Here is a 13,855-nt window from a genome sequence, read left to right on the forward strand (position 1 = left end):
GGAACGTACCTGGGGGGTCGGAACGGTTGTCTCCGGGCAGAATTGATAACCATGGCCCACCCTCGCGCCGGTCAGCCGGCACAGCCTCAAGACCTTGTCGACCTGCCGCACCTGGTGACGGCCTACTACTCGGTTCAGCCCGATCCCGACGACGTCGCCCAGCAGGTGGTGTTCGGCACGTCGGGCCATCGCGGGTCGGCGCTGAGCGGGGCGTTCAACGAGGCCCACATCCTGGCCATCACCCAGGCCATCGTCGAATACCGCGCGGCCCAGGGCACCACCGGGCCGTTGTTCATCGGCCGTGACACGCACGGCCTTTCCGAGCCGGCGTGGGTGTCGGCGCTGGAGGTGCTGGCCGCCAATAATGTGGAGGTCGTCGTCGACTCCCGCGACCGCTACACCCCGACACCGGCGGTCAGCCACGCCATCCTCGGCTACAACCGCGGCCGTACCGAGGCGCCGGCCGACGGGATCGTGGTCACGCCGTCGCACAACCCGCCACCCGACGGCGGCTTCAAGTACAACCCGCCCAACGGTGGGCCGGCGGACACCGACGCGACCAATGCAATCGCCAAGCGCGCCAACGAGATTCTGCGCGACGGCACCGGCGTGAAGCGGGTGCCGCTGGCCCGGGCGCTGCAGACCGTCCAGCGCCACGACTACCTGACCAACTACGTCGACGACCTGCCCAACGTGGTCGACATCGACGCGATCCGCGCGGCCGGGGTGCGCATCGGCGCCGACCCGCTGGGCGGCGCGAGCGTGGACTACTGGGGCGAGATCGCCCAGCGGCACCGTCTCGACCTGACCGTGGTCAACCCGCTGGTCGACGCGACCTGGCGGTTCATGACGCTCGACCACGACGGCAAGATCCGGATGGACTGCAGCTCGCCCGATGCGATGGCTGGGCTCATTTCGCTGATCGCCACCTGCGACCGCTACCAGATCGCCACCGGCAACGACGCGGACTCCGATCGCCACGGCATCGTGACGCCAGACGGGGGCCTGCTCAACCCCAACCACTATCTGGCGGTGGCCATCGACTACCTCTACACGCACCGGCCGTCCTGGCCGGACGGCATCGCCGTCGGCAAGACCGCGGTGAGTTCGTCGATCATCGACCGCGTGGTCGCCGGCCTCGGCCGCAAGCTCGTCGAGGTGCCGGTCGGGTTCAAGTGGTTCGTCGACGGCCTGATCGGCGGCACCATCGGCTTCGGCGGCGAGGAGTCGGCGGGGGCGTCGTTCCTGCGGCGCGACGGCTCGGTGTGGACGACGGACAAGGACGGCATCATCCTGGCGCTGCTGGCCTCGGAGATCCTGGCCGTCACGGGTTTGAGCCCATCCCAGCGTTACCGGGAGCTGACCGCCGAATACGGCACGCCGTTCTACGCTCGCGTCGACGCGCCCGCCGACCGCGAGCAAAAGGCCCGGCTGGCCAAGCTGTCGGCCGAGCAGGTCACGGCCACGGAGCTGGCCGGCGAGCCGATCACCGCGAAACTCACCGCCGCGCCCGGCAACGGCGCGGCGCTGGGCGGATTGAAGGTGACGACGGCGAACGCATGGTTTGCCGCGCGCCCCTCGGGCACCGAGGACGTGTACAAAATCTACGCTGAGTCCTTCAATGGCCCAGAGCATTTGGCGGAGGTGCAGGAAGCCGCCCGCGAGGTGGTTAATAAAGTCATTGGGTGACCCTTTCCCTCAGGCTTACCCGTTCGGGAGAACGTGGTTCCCGTTCCCCGCGGCTGCCGCGCGAAGTCTGGATCTTGAGCTGGGCGAATGTCATGGTCGCGCTTGGGTACGGCGTCATTTCACCGGCGATGCCCGCTTTTGCCCATACGTTCGGGGTCAGCATCAAGGCGGTGACTTTCTTGGTCACCGTCTTTTCGTTGAGCCGGCTGTGTTTCGCTCCGGTCAGTGGTGTGCTGGTGCAGCGGTTGGGGGAGCGGCGGATTTACATCGGTGGTTTGCTGATCGTCGCGTTGTCCACGATCGCATGTGCTTATTCGCAGGCGTACTGGCAATTGCTGACATTCCGCGCCATCAGCGGCATCGGTTCGACGATGTTCTACGTCTCGGCGTTGGGGCTGATGATCCATATCAGCCCGCCCGACGCCCGCGGCCGGATCGCGGGGGTGTTCACGACCTCGTTCATGGTCGGCGCGGTGGGCGGGCCGGCGATCGGCGGCCTGACAGCGGGATGGGGGCTGACCGCGCCGTTCATCGTGTACGGCATCGCAATGCTGGGCGTGGCGGTGGCGCTGTTCTACGGCCTGCGGCATTCGGAGCTGGCCGCGCCCCCGACCCCGACCCGATCAACGGTGACGATGCGCCAAGCGCTGCGTGTCCGCGCGTACTGGGCGGTGCTGCTGTCCAATTTCGCGACCGGCTGGGCAGCGTTCGGCCTACGCGTCGCGCTGGTGCCGCTGTTCCTGTCCGACGTCATGGGCGACAGCGTCGGCGTCATCGGGGTCGCCCTTGCGGCGTTCGCGGCCGGTAACGCCCTGGCGGTCATCCCCAGCGGCTACCTGTCCGACCGGATGGGGCGACGCACGTTGTTGATCATCGGCCTGGCGACGTCCGGCGTGGCGACCGCCGCGTTGGGAGTCGTGTCGTCGTTGCCGGCGTTCATGGTCGCGGCGGCCGTATCCGGTGCGACGACGGGCATCTTCATGTCACCGATGCAGGCCGCGGTGGCGGACATCCTCGGCAGCGAGGCGCGCGCGGGTCTTCCGGTGGCGGCGGTGCAGATGCTGTCGGACCTGGGTGCCATCGTCGGCTCCATGACGGTCGGTTGGGTCGCGGAGAAGCTGAGCTTCGGGTGGGGATTCACCATCAGCGGCATCGTCTTGCTGATCGCCGCGGTCGGTTGGGTGCCCGCCGCGGAGACTCGGACACTGATCCATCCGGAGCACGGTTTGGCCGAGGCCCCGGCGGACGGTGAGGCAGCCTGAGCAGCAACTTTGAAGGACGGTTGCCGGTGGTGTAGCTTCGATGGGCACGACTTGGGGCTATGGCGCAGCTGGTAGCGCACCACACTGGCAGTGTGGGGGTCAGGGGTTCGAGTCCCCTTAGCTCCACCAGTTTCATCCCGCCTTTCTCCATGCCGTGCAGCCGTGGATGATGAACTTCGCCACCGCGGGGGCCGTGACCGTTGCCGCGACGGTATTCCCGCTGTCGGAAACGATCAATTTCCCGTCGCTCGTCCACGTGGTGTAGGTGCAGCAGGCCGCGGAATAGTCGCCGGGTTCGGCATGGGCGACGTAGGTGCCGTAGGGGAGCTGGGCGGGCACCGCGTAGGAGCCAGGCCCGTAGCCACCGTCCGCATGCGCCGGAGGGCACGCAAGGCACCCGACGATCAGCGCTGACATCGAGCTCACCACCCGGCCAAGGCCAGTCGCATAGTTGTTCGCTCGATCGCATTGGGACTCAAACGTTAAGTCCAGGCAACGACTTGGTGGAGACTGTGCCTCAACCGTGAGCCGGCCTGGTTGCCGATTAGGTTTTCGCCCCGATGCGCATTAATCTTGCCCGCGGTTCGATCGCGACTCTCCGAAAGCAGCCATGCCCACTCAGCCCAGCCTGCTGCGCCGCCAATCGCTGCGCAGTTCCCGCGCGTCGCGGGTGGTTCCTCGTGTGAAGTGCCCGATGGTCGGCCAGTGCTTCGATATCGAAGTCACTCGCGACGCCGACGGGTTTATGATCCGGATTCCCGAGATCGGCAGAGTAGCCCGCACCATTCACCGGGGCGCGGTGGAGCTCGCGGCGCGCAAGTGCGTCGCCACCTGGACCGGCATCCCCATCGGCTATGTCGCCGTTCATGTCGTGAGCGAGATCGGTTAGCGGACCACCCGTCGGCGGCCGTATTGGCCAAGGTGTGTCTCGTGCGTGACCTCGCCGCGACGCTGAGGCGACACGCTCATCACCATGACGGTGGTTGCCGGAATCGTGGCCCTCGCACTGGCGACATGCGTCGGCTACTACTTCGGCCGGCGCGCGGGTTCGGTGACGCCGACCTGGAAGAGGCGAACCAGTCGGGTCGCCCTCGGGAGGATGGCGATCAGCCTGCTCGTGTTGCTGACCGCGCGCCGTGCGATGACCCTGTGGGGGCCGAGATGCGTTGCTCCCCTTGGGCTGCTGCGCGGTAGCGTTGCGCGGATGCGTTCCTACTGACGAGGACGGTTGTGTCAGCACTGCAGGGCAAGGTCGCGTTGGTGACCGGGGCGTCGTCGGGTCTCGGCGCTGAGACGGCTCGATTGTTCTCCCGCCAGGGCGCAACGGTTTTCGGCCTCGCCCGGGATACGGCCCGCCTGGCCGAGGTGTTCGCCGACGTGCCAAACGGTTCCTACGCATCGGTGGACGTTGCCTCTGCGCAGGCCTGCCGCGAGGCGGTCGAGCAGTGCGTGCGCGAGTTCGGCGGGCTGGACGTCTTGGTCAACGTCGCCGGACAACACCAGATGCGCCGGACGGAGTCGATGACCGACGAGGACTGGGCGCACGACCTCGCGGTCAACCTGAACGGGCCGTTCTTCCTGTGCCGGGCAGCGCTGCCGCACCTGCTGGAGCGCGGCGGCAACATCGTCAACGTCGGCTCCATCGCCGGCGTCGAGGGCCAGGCATACTCGGCCGGCTACTGCGCCGCCAAGCACGGCCTGGTCGGGCTGACCCGGGCTCTGGCGGTGGAATACACCGCGGATCGCTTGCGCGTCAACGCGGTATGCCCGGGCGGCATGCTCACCCCGCAGCTCGAACACTTCAGCGCGCCGGACAACCCCAACTACGACCTGATCATGCGCACGGCCTCGCCGCGCGGCATGATGCAGCCCCTTGACGTGGCGAACGTGATCGCCTTCCTCGCCAGCGATGCCGCGGCCGCCGTGCACGGCGCCGTCTATCGCGTCGACAACGGCAAGGGCGCCGGCTAGCTCGGGGCGGCCGCCTGCCGCAGCGGACGGGCGCGCACCAGAGTCGGCCACCAGAACCACGGTCCGAGGATCCGCAGGATGCACGGCACCACGAACGAACGCACGATCAACGTGTCGAGCAGCAGGCCGATGCACACCGTCGAACCCACCTGACCGATGGTCCGCAGATCGCTGGTGAGCATGGCCAGCATGGTGAAGGCGAAGACCAGACCGGCCGACGTCACCACACCGCCGGTGCTGCCCAGCGCCCGGATGAGACCGGTGTGGATACCGCCGTGCAGCTCCTCTTTGACGCGGTTGATCAGCAACAGGTTGTAGTCCGAACCCACCGCCACCAGGATGATGAACGTCAGCGGCAGGACCAGCCAGTGCAGGTGCAGGCCGACGAGGTGCTGCCAAACGAGGATGGACAGCCCGAACGCACCGGCGTAGGAGAACGCCACCGTCCCGGGAATCACCAAGGCCGCCACCAGACTTCGCGTGATGAACATCATGATCAAGAAGATCAGCACGAAGGCCGCGATCGCCGCGATCATCAGGTCGGACATCGCGTATTCCTTGATGTCCTTGTCGTTGGACCCCGAACCGCCGATGTAGATCCGTGCGCCGGCCAGCGAGGTCTCTTTCAGGATCGTCTTGATCGCGTCGGGGAACTGCTCGACGTGTTCCACGCCTTCGGGTCCCATGGCGTCGCCCTCGTGGGTGACGATGAAGCGGGCCGCCTTGCCGTCCGGCGACATCATCAGCTTCATGCCCGTCTTGACGTCGTCGTTGTCGAAACCTTCGTGCGGGATGTAGAAGAAGTCATCGCTGCGGGACTTGTCGAAGTCGTTCCCGACGTTGATCAGATCGTCGAACGTCTGCGCGGTCTGGGTGGTCTGCAGGTCGGCGGATCCGTAACTGTTGACCAACTTCGACTGCAGCGCCTCGGTGTCGTCGGCGGTGGCCTTGAGTTGGGCGATGATCTGCGGGAAGGCCTTGTCCACCTCCTCGAGAGACACCTTCGCGTCCGCGATGTCGTCGGCCAACTTGTCGATTTGATCGATCGTCTCGAACAGCGAACGAAACGTCCAGCAGATGGGGATGTCGAAACAGTGCCTCTCCCAATAGAAGTAGCTCTTGATCGGACGGAAGAAATCGTCGACGTTCGAGACCTCGTCTCTGATGTCGTCGGCGACCCGCTGCAGGTCCTCGACGGTGAGAACCGTCTGGTGCAGCTCATCGGACACCTTCTGAAAAAAGCCGATCTCTTTGCGCAGGACCTCGACCGAGTGCGCCTGGATGTCGGCCTGCGCGTCGGTGTTGGAGTTCTGCTCCTTGCTGAACGGGAGTTGTTGACCGTTGCCGCTGCCCTGCGTGGTGAACAGGTAGGGAATGCTGGCATGCTCGAGCGCGCGGCCCAATGGCCTGGTCATGCCCTGCACCATCGCCACACCGTGCAGGCGAATCAGGGCCTTGGCGACCCGGTCCAGCGAGATGAAGTCGGCCGAGTTACGCATGTCGTGATCGGTTTCGACCATGAGCATCTCGGAGAAGAGCTTGCTCTTGGGAAAGTGCCGGTCGGCCGCCTGGAAACCCAGGTTGGCGGGCGCACCGGCCGGCTGGTACTGCCGGTCGTCGTAGTTCTGCCGGTAGGTGGGAACGAAGATCGCCCCGAGCATGACCACGGCGGAACTGGCCACCAGGATCGGGACCGGCCACCGCACCACGCTCGCCCCGATGCGCCGATACAGGTAGCCCTTGGCGTTGGTCCTCGGGTCGAACATCCCGAACAGGCTGCCGACGGTCAACGCCGCCGGGCCCAGTGTCATCGCCGCGGCGATGGTGAACAACATGGTGATCGCTACAGCCGGCCCCATGGTGTGGAAATAATTCAGGCGCGCGAACGTCAAGCAGTAACACGCGCCGGCAATGGTCAGCCCGGAGCCGATGATGATGGGTGCGACACCCTTGTACGCGATGTAGAAGCTGTCCTCCCGGCTTTCGCCGGCCTGTCGGGCCTCGTGATAGCGGCCCATCAGGAAAATGCCGTAATCCGTTCCCGCGCCCAGAGTTAACGCGATCACGATGTTCACCGCGAACGACGAGAGTTCGATATACCCGAGGTGCCCGAGCGTCGAGACAACCCCCTTCGCGACGAGCATCTCGATGAGCACGCCGAGCAGGGGCACCAAAAGCGTGGAAGGGGCGCGGTAGACCAGCAGCAGCATCACGACGATGAGGATGATCGTGACGATCGTGACGTTGTTCAGGCTCGCGTTCGCAATCGCCAGCGTGTCCGAGGCCAGCGGAGCCGCGCCGCTGACATAGACCTTGAGCCCGGGCGGTGGGGGGTCCTTCTTGATGATGTCGCGGACGGCGTCCACCGACTGGTTGGCTTGGATCTGGCCGATGTCGCCGGCGAGACGCAACAGCACATAAGTGCACTTACCGTCCACGCTCTGGGCTCCGGCCGCGGTGAACGGCTTGCCCCACAGGTCCATCACGTACTGCACGTGCTGCGTATCGTGCTCGAGGCGGCGCATCAGATCGTCGTAATACCGGTGGTCGGCATCTCCCAACGGACGGTTCGCCTCGAACACCACCATGGTCAAGTTCGTCGAGTTCGATTCGTGGAACTTCTCGCCGATGTGCAGCAGAGCCCGCTGTGAGGGCGCGTAGTGCGGCACCATCGGTCCGGCGAGCTCCTCAGCGACCCGCTCGACCTGGGGCATAAACGTGTTCGTGGCGACCGCGAGAAGCCCCCAGAAGAAGATGATCGGGATCGCGAAAGCCCGCACCATCCGGGGGATGAACGGGCGTTTGGCCCGCGGTTCGTCTAGGCGATGCTCGGTCATGCCGACTTCACCCGGCACTCGACGTCGGCGTCCGGATGGTCGTCCGACTGCTCGTCGCGAACCACGCCGTCCACCAGCATCCGGCAACCCACCTGACCGCTACGAACGTGAACCGAAATGCTGCCGGACGCCACCGAGAGCGTCGTGGTCTCCGTGTGGGACCACGGCAGGGCCGTGAAATCGACCTGATGCGGATGACCGTCGATGTCGATATAGACGAGCTTCCCGCCCTTGCCGGCGGAGCCGAACACCTCATAGGTGATGCGTTTCAGATTGAACTGCTCGGGCGCCTGCGGACCATTGACGGTGATGACCGGCTCCGGCTCGGAGAACTGGTGCACCTTGTACATGCACAACAGGCCCACGCCGACCGCAACGACGGCGACCAGCGGCATCCAGCCTCGCTCCAAGGCAGTTCTGCCGACTGAACGACGGCTCACTCCATCACCTTTCGCGCCCCAGTCCTAAACCGTTCCCGCCTCATCTCCGCTCCACCTCAGGACGGCCCGCAGCCCGTCGTATATCAACAAGGTTGACATATGTCGGTAAAGAGATTACTGCAGCCGGGCCGCCGGCGCGATCCGGGTGTGCCGAACCTCGGTCGCGGCCCTTTCATGACGCGATGGGCGCGCTGTCCAGACGCCTCTTCAGCCGCGCGCTACTACGCAGCCGTAGGGCGAGGTTCGTCGATGTCAACATGGGTATCACCCCGAGGAACGTGCGCTCGGAGGGCGTTGCTCCATGCAAGTGGTAAAGACTGCCGAACACGTAGAAGCAGCCCAGCATGAACAAGGCGCCGGGGATGCACAGCGCCATGAAGGAGCCGCGGTCGGCGACGACTTGCCGGGCGTAATCCAGTTCGTCCGGGGACATCGGTTCGCGTTTCCGCAGCTTGCGCACGACCTCCTTGGCGCTGCCGATTTCCTCGCTTATCGGGCTGGTCGTCCGCCGCTCCAGCCGTCTGACGTATACGGCGGCAACGGCGGCAAGCGTCAACGCCAGCCCCAAGGCGACAACGGTCAGCAGTCCGAACAATCCCTCTGTCACAATCGCCCTCCCTCTGCGTCACCGCTTCCGGTTATTCACCTCATCGCGGATGTTCGCAACCCGTACACGCGATCGCCCCGATTGCCGCCATGGCGAGCAGGATGCCGGGGTTCCTGCCGGGGCTCACCCGGAAAACCTTACTTCCGGGCATTCAGAACCCGAAGTCGCCGCCGCCGGAGTCCGACCCGCCGCCGCCGAAATCCGACCCGCCGAAGTCGGATCCGCCGCCGGAATCCCAACCGCCGGAGTCCCAGCCGCCACCGAAGTCGACGTCGCCACCGCCGGAGTACGAGCCGCTGTCGCCTGCGAAGCTGGTGTCGCCGCCGGAGTCATAACCGCCGCCGAATCCGACATCGGCTTGCTGGCTGTCGTAGCCGGCGCTCTGGCCGCTGTCGGAGCTGTCAGAGCCGGCATCCGCATACGCCGAGTCCCGGCCGGCCTCAAAGCCGCGCTCGAACCCGCCGCCGCCCCAATGGTCGTCCAGCAGCGCATCCATCAGCAGGACGTCGGTGAGCGCCCAGCCCCAGCCCGGACCCCAGAACGCGAATGGGTAGTAGCCCGGGTAGAAGAACATCCCGTTGTAATAGCCACCCCCGTAGTAGTGCGGATAACCGGGCTGTGGGGTGGTGCTGTAGTTGTTGTTGTTGATCGTGACGTACTCACCGGTGTCGGGATTCTTCGTCCGCACCGAGGCCTGCTTGCGGTCGTCCTCGGGCACCGAGTCGACGGCGGCGACGTTGGGTGCGGGGCGACCGGGATAGAGCTTCTGGTTGGCCTTGGCCACCGTCGACTCCACCACCCTGAGGTGCGCCCGCGCGGCGCCGTAGTCGCCTGTCTCGTAGGCCTTTCTGGCGTCGTACAGGCTGGCGTTGGCCTTCGTCGACTCCGCGCTGACGTCCGTCTCAGTGTTGGTGAGCACCGCGTTGTCGAGGTCACCGATCTCCGATTCGGCGGTGATCAACTGCTGCTTGATCTGCTCGCGCGCCTCTGCGTCCTTGCGGCGCTTACGATTTCGGCCGACAGCGAACCAGATCAAGCTGACCACGCTCAACGCGACGGCGATAAAGACCAGCAAGGTCCACAGCCATGCCCAGCGGTCGGGGTTCTTGTGCACGACGGGGGAGGTGGTGGAAGCCGGCCCCCCAGAGGTCACGTCCACCTTGGTCAGTCTGGTGACGAATTCACTGGTCGCGCCTTGCGGGTCGTTTCGGTGGGCTTTGGCCGACTGGCTCATGAACGGATCGACGCTGTCCGCGATCTCCTTGGGCACGTTGTAGGCGCGCACGTGATAGCCCCTGGCGTCGATGACCAGAATGATCCCGCTGAATGCGGGATTGCGACCGAGGATGACGTTGTGAATGGCATCCGGCGTGGTCACGCCGGTCTGACCGCGGGCGACCGCCGCCACCCAGATGGGCGGCGTGGAACTCCACGTCCAACGGCTGCTCAGGATCTGGTCGTTGAGCCTGTCCGGATCCGGCAGCGGTGGATTCGCCGCCGGGTCGGCCAGCACGTGCGTCTGCGCGTTGAACTTGTCCACCAGCTGATCTGTGTAGGTGTCGGCCGAAGCGGACGGCGCGAGCAGCATTGCCAGCACCACGGTTAACGGGGCCAGCGCAAGCCGACGGAATCGTAGGGTCACTTTCCTCCTGCCAGGGGTCACTACGTCGATCCTTGCCGTGGACCGCGAAAACGTCCACTGTCGACCCCCGGTCCACCCGTCGTAGCCTGTGGCGATGTACGGCGCCCGACAGGTCAAGCGGTGCATGAGGGCGGCGTGAGCCCGCGGCGGCGCCCGTTTCGGGCCGATCTGCTGCAGGGCACGGTGGCGGCGGATGGTTGACCGCCGGCGGCGTGCCGGAGCTGCCCGGCTACCGCCAGGCCTGGCTTTATTCGATGTAGCCGCGGGGCAGCACCGAGAAGTCGACGCACGCCGCGGCCAGGACGTCGCCCAATTGTGGGTGAACCGGCGCGGTGAGGGTGAGCATCGCGCCCGCCGATGGCGCCTTCAGGGTGGCCACGTTGCGGTTGAACAGCAGCTGAATGGCTTCGGATTCGATGTCGCTCCAACCGGTGTGAACGGTCATCAGGGTGAGGACGCCGAGCGCCTCACCCGACGGCGACAACAAGCGATGGTGCCAAGCGTTGTCGGCCTTGTGTCCGCTGTGGGGTCGCACCACCGCCAGCACGGTGCCGCCACCGTCCTCCAGGCGCGCCGCCCCGTCGGCGGGGACGATCTTTCCCACGGGCGTGTTCTGCTTGGTGATGGTTGTCGTTCCCGCCACCGCGATCTTGAGTTCATCACCGCTGGCCGCCGACAGCGTGTACTCGCTCTTGCCCCCGTTCTTGAAGCCGAATAGCACTGCGGCACCGCCCTTTTGCTGGGCGCGCGCCAATTCGGTGCCGTCGGGGGTGGAGAGCTCGACCCGTAGCGCGTTGGACGTCGACCTCGTCAGGCGCGCGAGGACGACCGTTGCATCGCCGAGAATTGACATGCCGAGATCCTAGGCCCGCGCACGGCGATTATCAGCGGGTTTCTCACATCTTGACGGCCAGCGGCCACACGTTCCAGATGTCTTCGCAGTATTCGGCGATCGCCCGATCCGATGAGAATTTGCCGCTGCGAGCGGTGTTCAGGATCGACATCTTCGCCCACGACTCCCTGTCCTGCCACGCGGCGCTCACCCGCTCCTGGCAGTTCACGTAGGACGCGTAGTCGGCGCACACCAGGAAGGGGTCGTCATGGCGCAGGTTGTCCACGAGCGGCCGGAAGACCTCGGTATCGCCGCGCGAGAACGTGCCGCCGGCAATGAGATCGAGCACCGCGCGCAGCTCGTCGTTGCCGTCGATGTAATCGGCCGGCCGGTATCCGCCCGCCTTGACCGCCTCGACCTCCTGCTCCGTCAGGCCGAACAGGAAGAAGTTCTCCGGTCCCACCTCGTCGCGCATCTCCACGTTCGCACCGTCGAGCGTGCCGACGGTCAAAGCGCCGTTGATCATGAACTTCATGTTGCCGGTGCCCGACGCTTCCTTGCCCGCGGTGGAGATCTGCTCGGACAGGTCGGCGGCCGGATAGATCATGTGGGCGTTCTGCACGTTGAAGTTCGGCACGAACGCCACCTTGAGGAACCGGTTGACGTCCGGGTCGGCGTTGACGGTCTCCCCGACGGCGTTGATCAGCTTGATGATCCGCTTGGCCATGAAGTACCCGGGCGCGGCCTTGCCCCCGAAGATGAAGGCCCGCTGCGGAATCGACAGGCCCGGGTCCCGCTTGAGGCGGTGATACAGCGCAACGACGTGCAGCACGTTCAGATGCTGCCGCTTGTACTCGTGGATGCGCTTGACCTGGACGTCGAACATCCAGTCCGGGTTGAGGTCGACGCCGGCCACCGAGCCGATGTACTTGGCCAGACGCGCCTTGTTGGTGCGTTTGATGTCGCGCCATTCCCGCCTGAAGGCGGCGTCGTCGACGAATGGCTCCAGTCCGCGCAGGCGACCCAGATCGGTCAGCCAGCCGTCGCCGACGGTGCGGTCCAGCAATTCCCGCAACCCCGGATTGGCCAGCGCCAGGAAGCGGCGCGGCGTGACGCCATTGGTCTTGTTGCTGAACCGCTCGGGCCACATCTCGTAGAAGTCCTTGAGCACACTGCTTTTCAGTAGCTCCGAGTGCAGCGCGGCGACACCGTTGATGGCGTGGCTGCCGACGGTGGCCAGGTGCGCCATCCGGACGCTCTTGCCGCCGTTCTCGCCGATGAGCGACATCCGGCTGACCCGCTCCTCGTCACCCGGGAACCGGGCGCGCACCTCGTCGAGGAACCGGCGGTTGATCTCGTAGATGATCTCCAGGTGGCGCGGCAGCGCCTCGGCGAACATCTCCAGCGGCCAGGTCTCCAGCGCCTCCGGAAGCAGGGTGTGGTTGGTGTAGCCGAACGTCGCGACCGTGATCTCCCACGCCTCGTCCCAGGTGAGTTCGCGTTCGTCGACGAGCAGCCGCATGAGCTCGGCAACGCCGATCGACGGATGGGTGTCGTTGAGCTGCAACGCAAAACGCTGGGGGAGTTCCTGCACCGAGACGTCGGCAAGATCATCCAAGATGTGCAGCACATGCTGCAGCGAGCACGACACGAAGAAGTACTGCTGCAGCAGACGCAGCTGTTTGCCCGCCTCCGGCTCGTCGTTGGGATAGAGCACCTTGGTGACCGTCTCCGACATCACCTCGTCCTCGACCGCCCCGTAGTAATCGCCGGTGTTGAAGGCTTCCAACGCGAACGACTTGACCGCCCGCGCGCTCCACAACGTCAGCACGTTGCAGGTGTTGACGCCGTAACCCTGAATCGGCGTGTCGTAGGCGACCCCCTTGAGCACCCGTCCCGGCACCCACCGGACGTGGTCTTTTCCGGCGTCGTCCGTGTAGTGGGCGGCGTAACCGCCCCATTTGACCAAGTAGTTGACGTCGGGTTTGGCTATCTCCCAAGGGTTCCCGTGGTCCAGCCAGTTGTCGGTCTGCTCGACCTGCCAGCCGTCGTGAATCTCCTGATCGAAAATGCCGAACTCGTAGCGGATGCCGTAGCCGATCGCGGGCCGCTCCAGGGTGGCCAGCGAGTCCAGGTAGCACGCGGCGAGCCGCCCGAGACCGCCGTTGCCAAGGCCCGGCTCCTCCTCGCAGGCCAGGACGGTGTCCAGGTTCTGGCCCATCGCCGAAAGTGCTTCGCGGGCCGCCCGTTCCATGCCGAGGTTGAGCAGGTTGTTGCCCAGCTGCGGGCCCATCAGGAATTCCGCCGACAGGTAGCAGGTCACCTTGCGGCCGAGATCGAGCGAGGTCTGCGTCGAGACCACGCGCCGGTCCTGCATGCGGTCGCGCACGGCCAGTGCCAGCGCCCGGTAGTAGTGCTCGGGACGCCGGGCCGCCGCCGGGCGGCCGATCGAATAGCGCAGGTGGTCGTTGATTGCCCGCTGCAGCGCGGCCGCGCTCATCCCGGTGCGGGAGTGCTCAACCAGGTCGGCCCGCGCGGGGGTCGAGGGAGAGAGTCCGTCGGGAGGCGTCTGCTC

The 13,855-nt window shown here is 65.8% G+C and carries 13 protein-coding genes and 1 tRNA gene; 6 read left to right on the forward strand and 8 right to left on the reverse strand.

Annotation, left to right across the window (positions count from 1 at the left end):
• Window positions 1-51: 51 nt before the first annotated feature.
• Window positions 52-1,689, forward strand: a complete 1,638-nt coding sequence (pgm, locus tag G6N37_RS01195; RefSeq protein ID WP_163674833.1) for a phosphoglucomutase (alpha-D-glucose-1,6-bisphosphate-dependent) — start codon at window positions 52-54, stop codon at window positions 1,687-1,689.
• Here the strand turns inward: pgm and G6N37_RS01200 are convergent.
• Window positions 1,679-1,876, reverse strand: coding sequence for a hypothetical protein (locus G6N37_RS01200; RefSeq protein ID WP_163674170.1), 198 nt, complete (start codon window positions 1,874-1,876; stop codon window positions 1,679-1,681). The genes pgm and G6N37_RS01200 overlap by 11 nt on opposite strands.
• On the opposite strand from G6N37_RS01200, the gene G6N37_RS01205 reads away from it, so the two are divergent.
• Both G6N37_RS01205 and G6N37_RS01210 read left to right on the forward strand, forming a co-directional pair.
• Window positions 1,782-2,951: an MFS transporter gene (locus G6N37_RS01205; protein ID WP_163674836.1), complete on the forward strand. Its 1,170-nt coding sequence runs from the start codon at window positions 1,782-1,784 to the stop codon at window positions 2,949-2,951. The genes G6N37_RS01200 and G6N37_RS01205 overlap by 95 nt on opposite strands.
• Window positions 2,952-3,004: 53 nt before the next feature.
• Window positions 3,005-3,080 (forward strand) — tRNA-Ala (locus tag G6N37_RS01210).
• Between the two features lie 3 nt (window positions 3,081-3,083).
• Here G6N37_RS01210 and G6N37_RS01215 read toward each other — a convergent pair.
• On the reverse strand, window positions 3,084-3,368 hold the full coding sequence (locus G6N37_RS01215) for a hypothetical protein (RefSeq protein ID WP_163674839.1): 285 nt from the start codon (window positions 3,366-3,368) through the stop codon (window positions 3,084-3,086).
• Between the two features lie 277 nt (window positions 3,369-3,645).
• Between G6N37_RS01215 and G6N37_RS01220 the strand changes: the two genes are divergently transcribed.
• From G6N37_RS01220 to G6N37_RS01230, 3 genes are all read left to right on the forward strand, one after another.
• Window positions 3,646-3,840 (forward strand): long chain fatty acid-CoA synthetase Faa4p, encoded by a 195-nt coding sequence (locus tag G6N37_RS01220; RefSeq protein ID WP_163684412.1) that lies wholly within the window; start codon window positions 3,646-3,648, stop codon window positions 3,838-3,840.
• 84 nt (window positions 3,841-3,924) lie between these two features.
• Window positions 3,925-4,170, forward strand: a complete 246-nt coding sequence (locus G6N37_RS01225; protein WP_163674841.1) for a hypothetical protein — start codon at window positions 3,925-3,927, stop codon at window positions 4,168-4,170.
• 11 nt (window positions 4,171-4,181) lie between these two features.
• A complete protein-coding gene (locus G6N37_RS01230; RefSeq protein ID WP_163674844.1) occupies window positions 4,182-4,922 on the forward strand; it encodes an SDR family NAD(P)-dependent oxidoreductase in 741 nt (246 codons plus the stop codon).
• Here the strand turns inward: G6N37_RS01230 and G6N37_RS01235 are convergent.
• From G6N37_RS01235 to G6N37_RS01260, 6 genes are all read right to left on the reverse strand, one after another.
• Window positions 4,919-7,759, reverse strand: coding sequence for an MMPL/RND family transporter (locus G6N37_RS01235; protein ID WP_163674847.1), 2,841 nt, complete (start codon window positions 7,757-7,759; stop codon window positions 4,919-4,921). The two genes, G6N37_RS01230 and G6N37_RS01235, sit on opposite strands and share 4 nt — an antisense overlap.
• Window positions 7,756-8,154, reverse strand: a complete 399-nt coding sequence (locus G6N37_RS01240; protein WP_163684414.1) for an MmpS family transport accessory protein — start codon at window positions 8,152-8,154, stop codon at window positions 7,756-7,758. Before G6N37_RS01240 ends, G6N37_RS01235 begins: the two co-directional genes overlap by 4 nt.
• Before the next feature lie 217 nt (window positions 8,155-8,371).
• On the reverse strand, window positions 8,372-8,806 hold the full coding sequence (locus G6N37_RS01245) for a hypothetical protein (RefSeq protein WP_163674850.1): 435 nt from the start codon (window positions 8,804-8,806) through the stop codon (window positions 8,372-8,374).
• Window positions 8,807-8,957: 151 nt separating this feature from the next.
• Window positions 8,958-10,448 (reverse strand): hypothetical protein, encoded by a 1,491-nt coding sequence (locus G6N37_RS01250; protein ID WP_163674853.1) that lies wholly within the window; start codon window positions 10,446-10,448, stop codon window positions 8,958-8,960.
• A gap of 247 nt (window positions 10,449-10,695) precedes the next feature.
• Entirely contained in the window at window positions 10,696-11,301 is a 606-nt protein-coding gene (locus G6N37_RS01255) for a hypothetical protein (RefSeq protein ID WP_163674856.1), read from the reverse strand.
• Between the two features lie 43 nt (window positions 11,302-11,344).
• Window positions 11,345-13,780, reverse strand: coding sequence for a glycogen/starch/alpha-glucan phosphorylase (locus G6N37_RS01260; RefSeq protein WP_163684416.1), 2,436 nt, complete (start codon window positions 13,778-13,780; stop codon window positions 11,345-11,347).
• Between the last annotated feature and the right edge of the window lie 75 nt (window positions 13,781-13,855).

The sequence above is a fragment of the Mycobacterium seoulense genome, from assembly GCF_010731595.1.
Classification (GTDB): domain Bacteria; phylum Actinomycetota; class Actinomycetes; order Mycobacteriales; family Mycobacteriaceae; genus Mycobacterium; species Mycobacterium seoulense.

Coding starts and splice junctions, on each gene's coding strand:
- pgm (WP_163674833.1), top strand. CDS start 52: ATGGCCCACCCTCGCGCCGGTCAGCCGGCACAGCCTCAAGACCTTGTC.
- G6N37_RS01205 (WP_163674836.1), top strand. CDS start 1,782: ATGGTCGCGCTTGGGTACGGCGTCATTTCACCGGCGATGCCCGCTTTT.
- G6N37_RS01215 (WP_163674839.1), bottom strand. CDS start 3,368: ATGTCAGCGCTGATCGTCGGGTGCCTTGCGTGCCCTCCGGCGCATGCG.
- G6N37_RS01220 (WP_163684412.1), top strand. CDS start 3,646: ATGGTCGGCCAGTGCTTCGATATCGAAGTCACTCGCGACGCCGACGGG.
- G6N37_RS01225 (WP_163674841.1), top strand. CDS start 3,925: ATGACGGTGGTTGCCGGAATCGTGGCCCTCGCACTGGCGACATGCGTC.
- G6N37_RS01235 (WP_163674847.1), bottom strand. CDS start 7,759: ATGACCGAGCATCGCCTAGACGAACCGCGGGCCAAACGCCCGTTCATC.
- G6N37_RS01240 (WP_163684414.1), bottom strand. CDS start 8,154: ATGCCGCTGGTCGCCGTCGTTGCGGTCGGCGTGGGCCTGTTGTGCATG.
- G6N37_RS01255 (WP_163674856.1), bottom strand. CDS start 11,301: ATGTCAATTCTCGGCGATGCAACGGTCGTCCTCGCGCGCCTGACGAGG.
- G6N37_RS01260 (WP_163684416.1), bottom strand. CDS start 13,780: ATGAGCGCGGCCGCGCTGCAGCGGGCAATCAACGACCACCTGCGCTAT.